The sequence below is a fragment of the Aeromonas sp. 62-46 genome (assembly GCF_001898585.1).
Lineage (GTDB): Bacteria > Pseudomonadota > Gammaproteobacteria > Enterobacterales > Aeromonadaceae > Aeromonas > Aeromonas caviae.
On the sequence record NZ_MKUI01000058.1, the window covers coordinates 170259 to 185032 of the forward strand.

15 protein-coding genes are annotated in these 14774 nt (G+C 63.4%); 5 read left to right on the forward strand and 10 right to left on the reverse strand.

The window, feature by feature from the left end:
• Positions 1-13: 13 nt before the first annotated feature.
• Positions 14-358, forward strand: a complete 345-nt coding sequence (locus BGO64_RS18585; protein ID WP_102948544.1) for a TusE/DsrC/DsvC family sulfur relay protein — start codon at positions 14-16, stop codon at positions 356-358.
• 113 nt (positions 359-471) lie between these two features.
• Here BGO64_RS18585 and dedD read toward each other — a convergent pair whose 3' ends face one another.
• The 7 genes from dedD to BGO64_RS18620 form a co-directional block, all read right to left on the reverse strand.
• Positions 472-1272: a cell division protein DedD gene (dedD, locus tag BGO64_RS18590; protein ID WP_182975825.1), complete on the reverse strand. Its 801-nt coding sequence runs from the start codon at positions 1270-1272 to the stop codon at positions 472-474.
• A 179-nt stretch (positions 1273-1451) separates the two neighbouring features.
• The gene (folC, locus tag BGO64_RS18595) at positions 1452-2711 is read right to left on the reverse strand and encodes a bifunctional tetrahydrofolate synthase/dihydrofolate synthase (protein WP_161469632.1); all 1260 of its coding nucleotides are present in this window, start codon (positions 2709-2711) and stop codon (positions 1452-1454) included.
• A gap of 2 nt (positions 2712-2713) precedes the next feature.
• Positions 2714-3577, reverse strand: coding sequence for an acetyl-CoA carboxylase, carboxyltransferase subunit beta (gene accD / locus BGO64_RS18600; RefSeq protein ID WP_010675139.1), 864 nt, complete (start codon positions 3575-3577; stop codon positions 2714-2716).
• Positions 3578-3696: 119 nt separating this feature from the next.
• Complete coding sequence (gene truA / locus BGO64_RS18605; protein WP_041214976.1) at positions 3697-4506, reverse strand: tRNA pseudouridine(38-40) synthase TruA; 810 nt, start codon at positions 4504-4506, stop codon at positions 3697-3699.
• A gap of 166 nt (positions 4507-4672) precedes the next feature.
• Positions 4673-6799 carry a FimV/HubP family polar landmark protein gene (locus BGO64_RS18610; RefSeq protein WP_286701163.1) on the reverse strand — a complete coding sequence of 709 codons (2127 nt, stop codon included), beginning with the start codon at positions 6797-6799 and terminating at the stop codon, positions 4673-4675.
• A gap of 293 nt (positions 6800-7092) precedes the next feature.
• Positions 7093-8109 carry an aspartate-semialdehyde dehydrogenase gene (locus tag BGO64_RS18615; protein WP_041214974.1) on the reverse strand — a complete coding sequence of 339 codons (1017 nt, stop codon included), beginning with the start codon at positions 8107-8109 and terminating at the stop codon, positions 7093-7095.
• A gap of 147 nt (positions 8110-8256) precedes the next feature.
• Positions 8257-9378 (reverse strand): 4-phosphoerythronate dehydrogenase, encoded by a 1122-nt coding sequence (locus BGO64_RS18620; protein WP_201890120.1) that lies wholly within the window; start codon positions 9376-9378, stop codon positions 8257-8259.
• Between the two features lie 250 nt (positions 9379-9628).
• Here BGO64_RS18620 and BGO64_RS18625 point away from each other — a divergent pair, with 250 nt between their 5' ends.
• The gene (locus BGO64_RS18625) at positions 9629-10351 is read left to right on the forward strand and encodes a phosphatase PAP2 family protein (protein WP_069651435.1); all 723 of its coding nucleotides are present in this window, start codon (positions 9629-9631) and stop codon (positions 10349-10351) included.
• 53 nt (positions 10352-10404) lie between these two features.
• Here BGO64_RS18625 and BGO64_RS18630 read toward each other — a convergent pair whose 3' ends face one another.
• Positions 10405-11226 carry a MetQ/NlpA family ABC transporter substrate-binding protein gene (locus BGO64_RS18630; RefSeq protein WP_041214971.1) on the reverse strand — a complete coding sequence of 274 codons (822 nt, stop codon included), beginning with the start codon at positions 11224-11226 and terminating at the stop codon, positions 10405-10407.
• Between the two features lie 341 nt (positions 11227-11567).
• On the opposite strand from BGO64_RS18630, the gene BGO64_RS18635 reads away from it, so the two are divergent.
• The gene (locus BGO64_RS18635; RefSeq protein WP_286701164.1) at positions 11568-12023 is read left to right on the forward strand and encodes a VOC family protein; all 456 of its coding nucleotides are present in this window, start codon (positions 11568-11570) and stop codon (positions 12021-12023) included.
• Between the two features lie 11 nt (positions 12024-12034).
• Here the strand turns inward: BGO64_RS18635 and BGO64_RS18640 are convergent, their stop codons facing one another.
• Complete coding sequence (locus BGO64_RS18640; protein ID WP_180344801.1) at positions 12035-12232, reverse strand: lipoprotein; 198 nt, start codon at positions 12230-12232, stop codon at positions 12035-12037.
• 220 nt (positions 12233-12452) lie between these two features.
• Between BGO64_RS18640 and BGO64_RS18645 the strand changes: the two genes are divergently transcribed.
• Both BGO64_RS18645 and BGO64_RS18650 read left to right on the forward strand, forming a co-directional pair.
• Complete coding sequence (locus tag BGO64_RS18645) at positions 12453-12992, forward strand: isochorismatase family protein (RefSeq protein ID WP_286701165.1); 540 nt, start codon at positions 12453-12455, stop codon at positions 12990-12992.
• Positions 12993-12997: 5 nt separating this feature from the next.
• Complete coding sequence (locus tag BGO64_RS18650) at positions 12998-13189, forward strand: hypothetical protein (protein ID WP_286701166.1); 192 nt, start codon at positions 12998-13000, stop codon at positions 13187-13189.
• Positions 13190-13207: 18 nt separating this feature from the next.
• On the opposite strand, the gene modF is transcribed toward BGO64_RS18650, so the two are convergent.
• Positions 13208-14662 (reverse strand): molybdate ABC transporter ATP-binding protein ModF, encoded by a 1455-nt coding sequence (gene modF / locus BGO64_RS18655; RefSeq protein ID WP_286701167.1) that lies wholly within the window; start codon positions 14660-14662, stop codon positions 13208-13210.
• Positions 14663-14774 lie beyond the last annotated feature (112 nt).

Genomic DNA, 14774 nt, shown 5'->3' on the forward strand with positions numbered 1-14774 from the left:
TCGAGGAAGCGTCATGTCCGAGCCACACCATTTGCAGTTCAACGGCCAACTCATCGAGACCGATGCCCAGGGCTATCTGCGCCACAGCGAGCAATGGAGCGAGGCGCTGGCCCTGGCGCTGGCCGAGAAAGAGGGGATAGTGCTGGAGGATCCCCACTGGGAAGTGGTGCGTTTCGTGCGGGCCTTCTATCTGGAGTTCAACACCTCCCCCGCCATCCGCGCCCTGGTCAAGGCGATGGAAAAGCAGTATGGCCCGGAGAAGGGCAACAGCCGCTACCTCTACAAGTTGTTCCCGGAAGGCCCCGCCAAGCAGGCCACCAAGATCGCAGGCCTCCCCAAGCCGGTGAAGTGCATCTAGGCCTCCTCGGCAGCCCGATAGCCCGATATCCACACTGCCTCCCCCGTGTTGGACACAAAAAAAGACCGCGCCCATGTTGCCATGAGGCGCGGTCTTTTCATTTCATCATGCTGTCAGGGGTTGTAGGCCACCACGGAGCCGCTCAGGCCCGTCATCTGGCTGATCCGGCTCTGCATGCCCTGCAACTTGGCCTTGGAGACATCCGGCCCGATGAAGACCCGGTTGATCTGCCCCTGCACCGGGGTTCTCGGCGACGTCTGGGCCGAGTAGCCCGCCGCCCTCAGCTTGCTCACCAGGGCATTGACGCTGTCTGCATTCTTGAAGGCGCCGAGCTGCAGGATCCAGCTCCCCTGAGCCGGGGCTGCCGGTGCCGTAGTCGGCTGGGCCATCTTGCTCGCGATGAGATCATCCATGGTCTTGATCTGGCCCGCCTGTGGCTTGGCCTCCACCGGTTTTTGCACCTCTACCGGCTTGGTTGGCACCGGCTTGGGTTTGGGCTGCTCCACCGGTTTCTTGGCGATCACTTCCGGCTTGGGCTCGGGTTTGGGCTGGGGCTTGGGTTGCGCCACGGCCTGTACCGGCTGCTGCTGGGTAATGGGAGCCTGACTGGCTCCCGCTGGATTGGCTCCCCCCTGATTGGCCAGGGTCACGGTATCGCCAATCTCCTCTACCTGCCACTGGGTCGCGGCAGAGGCCTGCTGCTGACTCGCCAGATGCTCGGCCGGCAGGGTGCTCGCCGCCGAGACCTGAAGCGCAGGTTTGGCGGGCTCGAGCTCCGGACGCAGGGGGATCTTGGCGAAGGCCTCGTCCTTCTGCTCCAGCTTGTTGCCGTCCATCAGGTCCGGCAGAAAGATGACCACCAGGGCGACCAGGATAACGGTCCCCACCAATCTGTTTTGAAACTTCGAAGCCAAGTTAATTTCCACCCATGTTACTTAGGATCCATTGCAATCTTGCACACTTCGCAAAGAACGCCTCCCCTCACGCCGGCTGGCGAAGCCGGGTCCCTCGCCACCCACTTGGCCTGAAAGGGGATTATCCAGTGCAAAACCCGGCCCGTCGTCACGTTGACAGAGCCAGGGGAGCGAACGACTCAGACCGCGCCCAGAGCCAGCACGTCGGCGACAGTGTAAAACGAGCCGAACACAATGACCATATCGTCAGGACTCGATGCGGCCAAGGCGGCGCCGTAGGCATCCCCCACGCTGGCAAAGGTGAGCGCCGCGCCCCGGCCGCTGCCAAGGGCCGTCGCCAACTGGTCGGCCGTGGCCGCGCGCGGGCCGTGGAGGCTTGCCAGGAACCACTCGTCAATCAGACCGTCAAGCTCGGCCAGCGACCCCGCCATGTCCTTGTCCTTGAGCATGCCAACCACGGCGCGGCGCTTGCCCTTGCCGGGGCGCCGACGCAGCTGGCTGGCGAGATAGGCCGCAGAGTGGGGATTGTGGGCCACGTCGACGATGACCAGCGGCGAGGTTTGCAACTGCTGCATCCGGCCAGCCAGGCGGGCATTGGCCAGGCCGTCGCGGATGGCGGACTCCGACAATGGCAGACCGAGGGACTCCAGGGCCGCCAGCACGGTGACCGCATTCATCAGCGGCAGGGCCGGTTTGGGCAATCCCGACCAGTGGTGCAGGCCGTGATAATCCCAGTCACCTTCATGCTCGTCACCACGAAAATCGATGCCGACCTGACGCAGGCAGGCGCCGAGGCGCGCCGCTTCGCTTGCAATGGTCGACGGCGGATTGGGCTCCCCACTGATGGCGGGTTTACCTTTGCGATAGACGCCAGCCTTCTCCACCGCCACCGCCTCCCGGGTATCCCCGAGCCAGTCGCAGTGATCCAGGGCAATGGAGGTGATCAGGGCGACGTCCGATTCCACCACATTGGTGGCATCGAGCCGCCCCCCCAGCCCCACTTCCAGCAAGAGCACATCGGGCGCGGCGCGGCGAAACAGCCACAGACCCGCCAGGGTGGCGAACTCGAAGAAGGTGAGGGCGATGTCGCCCCGGGCGGCTTCCACCTCGGCAAAGGCCGCGCAGTGATCGCCATCGGCCAGCTCCTGGCCATTGACGCGCACCCGTTCGGTAAAGCGCAGCAGATGGGGTGAGGAGTAAACACCGACCCGGTAGCCAGCGGCCATCAGGATGCTGGCCGCCATGGCGCAGGAGGAGCCCTTGCCGTTGGTGCCCGCCACCGTGATCACCTTGAACGGCAGTTCGGTGAGGCCCATGCGGCGGGCAACCGTGCCGACCCGCTCCAACCCCATGTCGATGTTGGCCGGGTGGATCTGCTCCAAATAAGAAAGCCAGTCGACCAGCGACCGGCTTTGGGATTGTTGCATGTGTGAACTCATCTTCAGTCTTCGATGACCTGAGTGTTCATCAGCTTGGCCAGCAGACCGGCCAGACGGTTGCGCATTTCGCGCCTGTCGATGATGAGATCGATGGCACCCTTCTCCAGCAGGAACTCGGAGCGCTGAAAGCCTTCCGGCAGTTTCTCGCGCACGGTCTGCTCGATGACGCGAGGGCCGGCAAATCCGATCAGCGCCTTGGGTTCGCCTACGTTGATGTCACCCAGCATGGCCAGACTCGCGGAGACGCCACCCATGGTGGGGTCGGTCAGCACGGAGATGAAGGGCAGGCCCGCCTTGGTGAGGCGATCTAGGGCCGCACTGGTCTTCGCCATCTGCATCAGGGAGAACAGGGCTTCCTGCATCCGCGCACCACCGGAGGTGGAGAAGCAGACCAGGCCGCGGCCCTCCTTGATGCTCTCCTCGACGGCGCGCACGAAGCGGGCACCGACCACGGAGGACATGGAGCCCCCGATGAAGGAGAACTCGAATGAACAGGCGACGACCGGTACCCCCTTGAGGGTCCCCTTCATCACCACCAGCGCATCCTTCTCGCCCGTCTCTTTCTGGGCGGCAGACAAACGATCCTTGTAGCGCTTGGAATCCTTGAATTTCAGGATGTCTTGCGGCTCCAGCTCGGCCGCGACTTCGCTGCGTCCCTCGGCGTCGAGGAAGCTCTCGAGACGGGCACGTGCGCTGATGCGCATATGATGGTCACACTTGGGGCACACTTCGAGATTGCGCTCCAGCTCTGCCCGGTAGAGCACCTGTTCGCAAGCAGTACACTTGGTCCACACCCCTTCCGGAATGTTGTGACGACGCGGTGTGGTGATCTTGCTCTTGGGAAGGATCTTCTCAAGCCAGCTCATGGAATTCCTTAATGCATTTGTGCCTGACAAAACACATCGAGCCTTGATTGTTCAATGACTTAACGGCTCGATGGCAATAAACGACGGATCATTAAACCACAAATTTTCGGGCCCAGTTACTAAAAACTGGTCGTACCCGGTGCCGAGTCCGGCAGCCACAGCGGGCCGAGGGGCGGCCGGGGCAACCCGAATTCGGCCGGGTAATCCACATCCACCAGATAGAGGCCGCCCGCCTTGGCGGTCGGGCCCGCCAGGTTGCGATCCTTCGCCGCCAGCACCTCGGCAATCCACTCCACCGGTTGAAGCCCCTGCCCCACCAGCAGCAGGGAGCCGGTGATGTTGCGCACCATGTGATGCAGGAAGGCGTTGGCCTTGATGTCGAGCACGATGTAGGGGCCGGAACGGCTGACACACAGGTGGGTCACATTGCGCCAGGGGGTGTTGGACTGACAGGCGACAGCCCGGAAGGTGCTGAAGTCGTGCTCCCCCAGCAGGCTCTGGCCCGCCTGGTGCATCAGCGTCGCATCGATGGCTTCGTGGTAGTGGCTGACGCCTTGGCCCAGGATCGCCGGGCGGTAGTTGTGGTTGTAGATGACGTAACGGTAGCGACGGGCGGTGGCGCTGAAGCGGGCATGGAAATGCTCGTCCACCTCCCTGACCCAGCGCACGGCGATGTCAGGGGGCAGGTTGGAGTTGAGCCCCAGGGTCCAGGCGCCTTCTGCGCGGTTCGACTCGGTATCGAAGTGGATCACCTGGCCGGTGGCATGCACCCCCGCATCGGTGCGACCGGCACACTGGATGGAGACGGGGTGATTGGCGATGCGGCTGAGGGCTTTTTCCAGCTCCTCCTGGACGCTGATCACTTCGCGCTGACGCTGCCAGCCGAAGTACCGGCTGCCGTCATATTCAATACCAAGGGCAATTCGCATGGGTAACGGTGTCTTCTGATGAAAGGATGCAGTGAAAGAAACGGGGCGGATTATACGCGCTCGGGCTCAAAAGTCCCAGACCGGGCGAGGCCGCGGTGCGGGGCCCCCAAAGCGAGAGGGCAGCCCGCGGGCTGCCCTCTCTGGTGCATGGATGACAAGGGCCTGCCTAGCCCAGGCGCTTGAGCAGCTTCTGCGCCTCGCTGCGCTGATGCTCGCTGCCCTGGGCCACCGCCTCTTCCAGCAGCTCGCGGGCGCTCTCCTTGTCGTCGATCTCGAGGTAGGCCCGGGCCAGATCCAGCTTGGCCCCCACCCCGCCGTCATCGGCATCCACATCAAAGCCGTTGGACTCCGGCAGCACCTCGGGGAAACCGTCCAGCCCCACATCCAGGGAGAAGCCCTGATAGGGTTCCTGCTCCGTGCTGCTGGCATCGGCATCGGCCAGCAGCTTGTCGATTTCAACGAAGTCGCTGTCTTGCACCTGTTCGCGGGGTTTCACCTCCCCCTGATGGGACTCCACCTCGGCGAAGGCATCCTCGAAGTCCGCCAGGGCCAGCTCGCTGGGATCCCACTCGGACGCCGTCGGCTTGGTAGGCTCCAGCCCGAGCTCGGCCAGCATGTCGTCCACATCGTCCTTGCCAAACCCCGTCTCGTCGATGTGCGGCGCCTTGGTGGCAAGCTCATCGTCGGTCGGCTCGCCAAACCCGGTCTCTAGATCGCTCAGATCGAAGTTGGCCAGTGTCTCGTCACGCTGGCTGCGGCTCTCCTCCTGGGCCTGGGCCAGATCCGCTTCCAGATCCGCGTCCAGCTCGGCAAACAGAGCGGCCTGCAGCTCCTCCTCGGTCATGATCTCGTCATGACCACGAGCAGAGGAGGTGGGCTCGTCGGAGAGATCGAGTTCCGGCACCACGGGCAGATCGAAGTCCCCCTCATGGGCCAGATCCAGCTCGGGCACCAGATCCGGATCCCGGTTCGCCGTCGTCACCGCAGGTTCCACATCAAAGGCGGAGAGCGCCGTCTCGTCATCCCGGAAGATGACATCGGCGGCAGCACTGGCACCATCTTGCTTCCTGCTCACTTCCGGCTCGTTGAGATCCGGCATGCCATGGAGGGGCTCGTCATCCGCGATGCCCACCGTCATCAACTGCTCAAACTCGCTGTTCTCGTCTCCCATGACCATGGAGGTCGACTCGGAGAGGCTCTTCTCCTGCTCTTCCAGCTCGCGGCGGGCACGAGCACGCAGCCAGAGCGTGACCAGGGCAAGCACCAGGAGCACCGGCAGCAGGATGATCATGGCGAGATTGAGCGGCGAAGAGAGCAGCTCCATCAGCCAGCTCTGTTTGGGCACCGGCGCCACCACGGGAGGCGTCGGATTGGCCTTGAGTTCCGCCACCTCTTTTTGCAGGGCGGTCTGATCCTGCAACTGGGCCTTGAGGGTCTCCACTTCTTCGGTCAGGGCTTGCAGACGCAGCTTGAGCCTGTGGTTCATCTCGGTGACCTGGCCGAGCTGGGCGTTGGCATCTTCCAGGGCCAGCGCCATCTCGGTAGAGGGTTTGCCCACCGCAGTGGCGGGCAGGGGCGCCGGCGCCGTGCTGGCGGCGCTGCTCGCAGCAGCGCTCACCACCACGGGGGTGGAGACAGCCGCCTTGGCGGTCTCCTTCACCTCGGGGGCTGGAGCCGTTGCCTTGGGTGCCGCCGGGATCGGCGCCGCCTTGGGCGGTGTGCTCTTGGCCACCACAGCCGGCTTGGCCGGAGCAGGCTTGCTCACCACCGGCTGGGCGACGTGGGATTGCTTGTTGGCCAGGTATTTGGGGCTCAGCCCCTTCCAGCTCGCGTTGTCGCTGTTGAAGCGACGGCGTGCTTCGGCATCCGTGATGCGCCCCGCCTCTGCGGCGGTGGGCAGCAGGATGTGGGAACCCACCAGAATATGGTTGATGTTGCCGTCTGCGAAGCTTCGGGGGTTCTTGTCATAGATGGCCACCATGGTCTGGTAGACACTTACCCGGTTGGACGGGCGATGCTTGCTCGCCAGACTCCAGAGGGTATCGGTGGGACGCACGGGACCATAACTGCCAGCCGACGCAGCAGGCACCTGACGCACGATGGGCTGGGCTCTGGGCAGGGTGACGGGCGCCACGGGCTGGGCCCGGGGCTCTGGTTGCACCGCGGGGGGCGGTGAGCCATCCGGTCCCTTGAGTTCGACAAAGAAGGGTTCTCGCGCCCCCTCTTCGGCCTGAACCGTGCCCAGAAGCCCCAATGCGAGTAGCGTTGCCAGCGTTATGCGGGAATGTCCCATATTCGTTCCTTCGTATGACGGCCCTATCACATTGAAAAATCTGGATAGTTACCCCAAAACAATCGGCTCAATATAAATCAGGCGCCGGTCTCAAGCCAGCGATCCGACATATTTCGCGCCCGGCGGCGACCAGAAAGCAGCCCCAGACGCGAACCAGAGTGTAGAAAAAAACCTAGTCCACTGATATCACACGGTATTCCAAAAACCGGAGAGTGGGTTCCCGGTCACATCCCGGGGCCAGGGCGCCCACATCAAGGCGGGGTTCCCTCCCCGCCCGGGGCCGACATCCGGCCTCAGAGGTAGTCGCGTACCAGCAGTTCGGCAATCTGCACGCTGTTGGTCGCCGCGCCCTTACGAACGTTATCGGCCACGATCCACATATTGATACCACTCGGATGAGAAATATCCTGGCGTACCCGCCCGACCATCACGTCATCCTGGCCGGTGGCATCGCGCACCGGGGTCGGGTAGTCCCCTTCATCATCAAACAGGGTGACGCCCGGGGCATTGCGCAGCAGCTCCTTGACCTGCTCGGCGTCCAGCGGCTGGTGCAGCTCCACATGGACCGCCTCGGCGTGACCGTAGAAGACCGGTACCCGCACGCAGGTAGGGTTCACGGCGATGCTGGCATCCCCCAGGATCTTCTGGGTCTCCCACACCATCTTCATCTCTTCCCGGGTGTAGCCGTTGTCGGTGAAGGCATCGATCTGCGGGATCAGGTTGAAGGCGATCTGCTGCGGATAGAGGGTCGGCTCCACCGGACGGCCGTTGAGCAGGTGGGCGGTCTGGCCCGCCAGCTCGCTCACCCCTTCCTTGCCGGAGCCGGATACGGATTGGTAGGTCGCCACGTTGATGCGGCTGATGCCCACCTCGTCGTGCAGGGGCTTGAGCGCCACCAGCATCTGGATGGTGGAGCAGTTGGGGTTGGCGATGATGTTGCGGTTGCGGAAATCGGCCAGCGCGTCCGGGTTCACTTCCGGAATGACCAGGGGAATGTCCTCGTCGTAGCGGAAGCAGGAGGTGTTGTCGATGACGATGCAGCCGTGCTCGGCGGCGATGGGCGCCCATTTGGCCGAGACCTCGGCACCGGCGGAGAAGAGTGCGATCTCCACCTGGCTCCAGTCAAAGGCCTCCACATCAAGGATGTCGACGTTCTTGCCGCCAAAACGCACCGTGTCCCCAGCGCTGCGACTGGAGGCGAGCGGATAGAGGGTCGCTACCGGGAAGGCGCGCTCCTCCAGGATCTCGATCATGGCCTGACCCACGGCGCCGCTGGCACCCAATACCGCTACGTTGAATTGCTGACTCACTGATCTGTTCTCCTGTGATGCGGCCCGTCGGGGCCGGGCATGAGGGCCCCGGCTGGCACGCGTATCGGTTTGATGACAGGCCCGCCATGATGCCGGGCCGGGGGGAAGCGCCGCCTGGGCAAGCCCCTCCCCTTGTTGAAATCGGGTTTATTGCTCCGAGACGGCAAAGCCCAGTCGGGCCAGTCTGTCGTCGGCGAAGGGCCCTTTTAGTTGCAAGGCGCCCAATTCGCGCCGCTCGGGGTAGCGCTTGCGCTGCTCATCGAAGCTGCCGGGCAGCCCGATCCGGTTGCGAAAACGGGCGTCGTCACGGCGCACGTCATAAACAAGGTGGACAAGCTGCTTGATGAGCGCCTGATCCGCCGGCTGCCCCGGCGTCAGCTCGCGCACCTCTGGGGCAGGCAGCAGGGATTGCAGATCCTGGCGCGGGGTGCGCCCCAGTTGCCGGCACAGCGCCTCATAGAGCATCCAGGTGCCACGGGCCTTGCCTTCCAGGCTGTAACCGGCGATGTGCGGGGTGGCCAGCTCGGTATGGGGCACCAGTTCCTTGAGGGGCTCCGGCTCTCCTTCCCATACGTCCATCACCAGCCGCAGGGGATGGGGCCCCTGCTGGCGGACAAGCAGGGCCCGGTTGTCCCACACCTCGCCGCGGGAGGCGTTGATGAGGATCTGCCCGGCCGGACGCTCGGCGATCTCCTCGGCTCCCAGCAGGTGGAAGGTGGCCTCTTCCCCTTCACGAAGATAGGGGACATGGAAGCTGACGATGTCGGCATCCAGGGCAGTGCGGTAATCCACGAAGTCGCCAGCGGCGCCGCTACGGGCCAGGGGCGGGTCGCAGCGCAGCACCTTCATCCCGAGCGCCTCGGCCTTGCCGGCCACGCTCTCGCCGGTGTTGCCGGCGCCGATGACGGCGAGGCTCATCTCGCTCAAGGTCAGCTCATGGCGTTCCGCCAGAACCAGCAGGGCGGAGAGCACGTAGTCCCCCACCGACACCTTGTTGCAGCCGGGGGCGCTGAAGAAGGGGATGCCCCGCGCCGCCAGCAGCCCCTGATCGATGTGATCCGTGCCGATGGTGGCCGTACCGACAAACCCCAGCCTGGGGCAACTCGCCAGGAGCGCTTCGTTGACCCGGGTCACGGAGCGCACCAGCAGCACATCCGCCTCTTGCAGATCCGCGGCCTTTATTTCTCGTCCCGGCAGGGGAACCACTTCACCAAATTCCGCAAACAGCTCCACCGCATGGGGCATATTTTCATCAACGACGATCTTCATCGGCACGCATCTCGTCCACAAGGGCCACAGGCGCGCCATTCTAGCCCAAACGCGACGGATTTTCAGAGGCTTGTTGGCAGACCGCTCTGCGGCCATCTTTCCGCCTCCCGGCCTCAGGTGCGGGCACGATGCCCGGCAGCATCATATGTAACAGCCTGTTGCCCTCGCCCCCTTCGCCTTGACCAGAGCAACCTGACTGGCACAATGACGCCTCTTTTTAGCCGCTCGCGCCACCGAACCGGACCCCTTGATGCCGACTCACTCCTCTTCGTTGCCACGCCGCAAGGTGCTTCATTTCAATGCCCTCCTGCTCCTCCCCCTGCTGCTGCTCGTCTGCCTGCCCTGGCAGCCGTTCATGACCCAGGCCCTGCAATCAGGCTGGCTATGGTGGCCCTACGCCCTCACCCGCATGGTGGACTTGCCGGGGCTGGTCTTCACCATCGCCGCCCTGCTGCTGCTCACAAGACACAAGCTGACGCTGGACAGTCGCGCCCTGCTGGCGCTGGCTGGCGCCCTCTTTGCCGTACTGGCGAGCGACTGGGTCATCAAGAGCCTCATCAAGCTGCTGACCGAGGAGCCCAGGCCCTACCTCATCTGGCTGGAGAGCCAGGAGCTGATCCCCGCCATCCGCCAGTTCTATGGAGGAAGCCAGGCCCTTCGCAGTGAACAGGTCCACGCCGCGACCCAGTTGCTGGCGCTGCCCGCCTGGCTCGGTCAGCACTGGCAGGCAGAGGTCAACTACGCCTTTCCCTCCGGTCACAGCATCGCCGCCATGAGCCTCGCCCAGTTCTTCGGCCTGATCTGGCTGGCCCGGGCACCCGCCGGGGCCTGGCTGCTGCCACTCTGGGCCATCGGGATTGGCCTCTCGCGCACCCTTATCGGCATGCACTGGCCCCTGGATGTACTGGCAAGCGCCCTGCTTGGCAGCCTCACCGCCCTCCTGGCCGCCCGCTGGTGGTTGCGCCACTACTGACCTCCAATAAAAAACGGGCACCTGGGTGCCCGTTTTTATCGCTTGTACGCCACTCACCCCTTCTGCTGCCAGCCCTCGGGATACTTGTAGCCGACGAAGCGCTTGGCGGCATAAGCCTTGAATTCAGGGGAGTTGTAGGCGGCCGCCACATCCTTGGCAAACGGCTTGCCCGCATCGGCGCTCTTTACCACCACCCAGTTGATGAAGTCATAGCTGCGCTCGAGGAAGAGGCCGGAGCTGAACGGGATCCCGCTTGAGGCGGCAAAGTTGCCGTTGATGACGGAGAAATCCACATCCTCACGGGAGCGCGGCAGCTGCGCCGCCTCCAGCAGCACCAGCTTGAGGTTGTGGGGGTTCTTCACCACGTCGAACTCGCTCGCCTTGAGGGGATTGATCCCCTCCTTGAGGCTCAGCCAGCCCAGATCCTGCAACATCAGCAGTGCCCGCGCCTGGTTGGTGGGATCGTTCGGGATGGCGACCGTGCTTCCCTCTTTCACCGCCTTCAGATCCCCCAGCTTGCCGGCGTAGAGGCCCATGGGACCGGTCGGCACCTGGGTGATGGGCGCCAGAGAGAGACCCCGGTCTTTGGCGAAGCTCTCCAGATAGGGCTTGTGCTGGAAGCAGTTGACGTCAAGCGACCCGTCCGCCAGGGCGATATTGGGGGTCACGTAATCGGTGAACTCCACCAGTTTGACCTTGTAGCCCTTAGCTTCGAGCTGCGGCTTGATAGAGTCGGTGACCATATCGGCAAAGTCGCCAACCGTGGTGCCGATGACGATCTCTTTCTTCGCCTCATCGATGGCAAAGGCGGACAGCGGCAGGCTGCTGGCGAGCAACGCCAGGGCGGAAAGGGTGAAGAAGGAACGACGTTGCATAAAAACTCCCTGTCAACATGATCATCAAAACGGTGAGCGGTCGGGGGCGCAAACATGCAGTCAGCGCACAACCATCTAGCCATCCAAACGGCTAACTTAGCACACCATAACAGAGCTCGTAGCCTTCGCCAAGCAACAAAACCGGGCAAGCTTGGCCAGCACGAAGCAAAGCGCATCCCGCAACTGGATGAAAAATCTTTGACGGAGCACGCAGTTATGCGCCTTGCCCTCTCCCTGCCTGGCGTCGAACTGACTTATTGTGGTCATTCGATACCCATTTCAACGGGTTCCCATGAGGGCCTGATGGGCTGCTCTACACCCAGGCAACACAAGGAGTCACCGTGTTCGATCATGTTGAAATCAAGGTGGTGTGTTTTGACTCCTGTCAGCACTTCTACGCCACCGTGCTGGCTCCTCTTTTGATAGAACTCAAATGGTCTGATGAGACGGCGGCCGGCTTTGGCCTGATGGGCCGCGATCACGTGGGCTTCATGATTGAGCAGGGCCAGCAGGGCGCCTCCTGCCATCTCGCATTCAGGGCCGACGACACGACACAGGTGGATGCGTTCCATCACGCGGGGATCAAGGCAGGCTTTGCCTGCAATGGGTTGCCGGGACTGCGTCCCCACTATGCCCCCAATTACTACGCCGCCTTCCTGCGCGATCCCGATGGCAACAACATCGAGGCGATGACCTACATTGAGTCCTCACACGCCGCAAACACATCGCAGCACTGTGCCACCCAGCAAAAGGCCCTGCATTCGGTGAATCCAGGGCCTGAGAAGTACACGGAATGAGTCGGGTTAGATTATTTGACCGCCTTGCTGGCGTTCTCCAAGGCCTGCTTCTCGGCGGCGTTCATGATGGACGCCTGGCGGTTTTGCTCGGCCTGGTAGCAGGCGTCCTTGCTGATCCCTTGCGCCTGGCATTCCGCCATGCGTTGTGCCGGACTGGCGCAACCGGCCAAAAGGCCAGCCAGGGAGAGGAACAGGATTATCTTCTTCATGGTACTTCTCATCGTTAATGGAAAATCGTCCAACTACGCAGTAGCGGGTTGATGCGTCGCCCCTTGTCATGCACACCACAACTGAGAAAACGGGCTCCATGACGGGCATCCTAGTGTCCCCCACGCCGTCGGTCAGCTCACAATTTGTATCAAGATGTACGCGAGAATGGCTCCCAGGATGGCGCTGTATCTCATCCGCAACGGAGAAAGGAGACAAAAAATGCAGAAACACCATCACCCAGGCCTGCTGGTGGTCGATATCCAGGGCAAGCTGGCCCGCCTGGTCGAGGAGAGCGACGCCCTGATTGCCAATACCGCCCGGCTGGTGCAAGGGGCCAGGGTGATGGGGCTGCCGGTTGTCTGGCTGGAGCAGAACCCGGACAAGCTCGGTGCCACCGTGCCCGAATTGCAGTCGCTGCAGGCAGGCGATCTTGTGCTGCCCAAATACAGCTTCGGCGCCCTGGGGGAGCCCACTGTGGCGACCGCGCTGGCCGAAAGCGGGGTAGAGCATTGGCTGGTATGTGGCATCGAGGCCCATATCTGCGTCTTCCAGAGCGTGCTGGGACTTCTGGCCAGCGGCGCCCGGGTCTCGCTGGTGGTGGATGCGGTGTCGTCTCGCACCCTTGCCAACCGGGATCTCGCCATCGCTCAGCTGGCGGCCCGGGGCGCCGCCCTCACCTCGGTGGAGATGTGCCTCTATGAGCTGATGGGGGACTGCCGCCATCCGGCATTTCGCCAGATCCTCTCCCTGGTGAAATGACCGCCATGATGGACAATATGGCGCCCTTTCTGTTCGCCCTCATCGCCTTCGGGGCGGCATTCATGGTGACTGTGACGGGGATGGCCGCCACCCGTCACTATCTGGCCTGGCTCTGGCTGGGGATCATGCTCTTCTTCGGGCTGTGGTGGACGCTGCTAGGGATGCCGCCGCTCCTCGCCGAACCGGCCCCTCTCTGACCATGCCGCCCGGACGGCTCAGCTCCCCAGACGCTCCTGCAGATAGTCGTATCCTTCCCCCTCCCTTGGCACGAAGCTCAGCCTGTGGGTCAGACCGGGGGGCGCATCATCGGCATGATGGGAAACGAACAACAGCTGGGTTCCCTCGCCCACGAGGCGCGCTACCATCTCCCGCACCAGGTGACGGTTGAGGGGATCCAGTCCCTGCAGGGGTTCGTCCAGGATGAGCAGCGGCGGATGCTTGACCAGGGCACGGGCGATCAGCACCAGTCGCTGCTGACCGAAAGAGAGAGAGTGGAAAGGCTGCGCCCCCTGATCGGCCAGCCCCAGCAGGGCCAGCCACTGGTTGGCCAGCGCCAGCTGACGATCCCCCGGCCGGGTATAAAGCCCGATGGAGTCGTAGAAACCGGAGAGGATCACTGTCTGCACCGGGCAGCTGACACGATAGTCCAGATGCAGCGCCGGGCTCACGAGCCCGATGTGGCGCTTGATCTCCCAGATGCTCTCGCCGCTGCCCCGCCGCCGTCCGAACAGATGGAGCTCATTGTTGTAACCTTGCGGGTGATCTCCGGTGATGAGGGAGAGCAGGGTCGACTTTCCAGCCCCATTTGGTCCCACCAGTTGCCAGTGCTCCCCCTCGTCAATGGTCCAGTCGAGCCCGTCGATGATCACCTGATCCCCGTAAGCGATACGCATGGCTTTCATGACGACCCGAGGGCCGGGAGGCAAGGGCTCGGGTATCGTCAGCGGGGGCGGCAAACGGGGGGATACCGTTTCGGCGCGTGCCAGCTGGGCCACCTCCTGGCTACCGAGCACCGCCTCACGCTCCCCCGCCAGCAGCAGACGACACTCGCCGAGCAGGCCGAGGTGAGTGGCAAAGGGGGGGATCTCGTCAAAACGATTGACGATCACCACCAGGCGCAGCCCCTCTGACACCAGGTCGGCCAGCAACATCATCAAAGAAGCCCTGGCCCCCTGATCCAGGCCATCGAAGGGTTCGTCCAGCACCAGCAGCTCGGGTCGCCCCAGCAGGGCGCGAGCCAGCAGCAGCTTGCGCCCTTCCCCGCTCGAGAGGTAGCGATAGGGGCGATCCCACAGGGGTTCGATGCCAAAACGGGCCAGCAGCGCGCGTGCCTCATGCTCCTCGCCCCCCGCCTCCAGCATCAGGGTCGATACCCGATACCCCGCCTCCTCCTCTTCTCCCAGCATGTCGGTATTGCGCCGCTGCCAGTCCAGCTCCCCCAGCTGTTGCTGCGACTCGAACGAGAGTCGCTCGGCCCGGACTCGACCCGATACCGCTCCGGCACGCACGGCCAGCTCGCCGCACAGGGCCGACGCCAGCGCCGTCTTGCCGCTGCCGTTGCTGCCGACGAAGGCCCAGCAGGCCTGCGGAGTGAGACAGAGTTCGGGAATAACCAGGGTGTGGTGGCCACGCAGGGCCAGGGTGGCGGATTGCCACTGCAATGAGGTCATGGGATCGTCCTGTGATGGGTGCGGAGCGCCTTGCGCATTCCCCTTGTAACAGAAAAAGGGGGGCGCAGACAAAAACGGCGCCATTGCGGCGCCGTGTCATCAAAAAGCGGGG

Excerpts from the sequence above, each read along its gene's own strand:
- BGO64_RS18585 (WP_102948544.1), top strand. The coding sequence starts at position 14 with ATGTCCGAGCCACACCATTTGCAGTTCAACGGCCAACTCATCGAGACC.
- folC (WP_161469632.1), bottom strand. The coding sequence starts at position 2,711 with ATGAGTTCACACATGCAACAATCCCAAAGCCGGTCGCTGGTCGACTGG.
- accD (WP_010675139.1), bottom strand. The coding sequence starts at position 3,577 with ATGAGCTGGCTTGAGAAGATCCTTCCCAAGAGCAAGATCACCACACCG.
- truA (WP_041214976.1), bottom strand. The coding sequence starts at position 4,506 with ATGCGAATTGCCCTTGGTATTGAATATGACGGCAGCCGGTACTTCGGC.
- BGO64_RS18610 (WP_286701163.1), bottom strand. The coding sequence starts at position 6,799 with ATGGGACATTCCCGCATAACGCTGGCAACGCTACTCGCATTGGGGCTT.
- BGO64_RS18620 (WP_201890120.1), bottom strand. The coding sequence starts at position 9,378 with ATGAAGATCGTCGTTGATGAAAATATGCCCCATGCGGTGGAGCTGTTT.
- BGO64_RS18625 (WP_069651435.1), top strand. The coding sequence starts at position 9,629 with ATGCCGACTCACTCCTCTTCGTTGCCACGCCGCAAGGTGCTTCATTTC.
- BGO64_RS18630 (WP_041214971.1), bottom strand. The coding sequence starts at position 11,226 with ATGCAACGTCGTTCCTTCTTCACCCTTTCCGCCCTGGCGTTGCTCGCC.
- BGO64_RS18640 (WP_180344801.1), bottom strand. The coding sequence starts at position 12,232 with ATGAAGAAGATAATCCTGTTCCTCTCCCTGGCTGGCCTTTTGGCCGGT.
- BGO64_RS18645 (WP_286701165.1), top strand. The coding sequence starts at position 12,453 with ATGCAGAAACACCATCACCCAGGCCTGCTGGTGGTCGATATCCAGGGC.
- BGO64_RS18650 (WP_286701166.1), top strand. The coding sequence starts at position 12,998 with ATGATGGACAATATGGCGCCCTTTCTGTTCGCCCTCATCGCCTTCGGG.
- modF (WP_286701167.1), bottom strand. The coding sequence starts at position 14,662 with ATGACCTCATTGCAGTGGCAATCCGCCACCCTGGCCCTGCGTGGCCAC.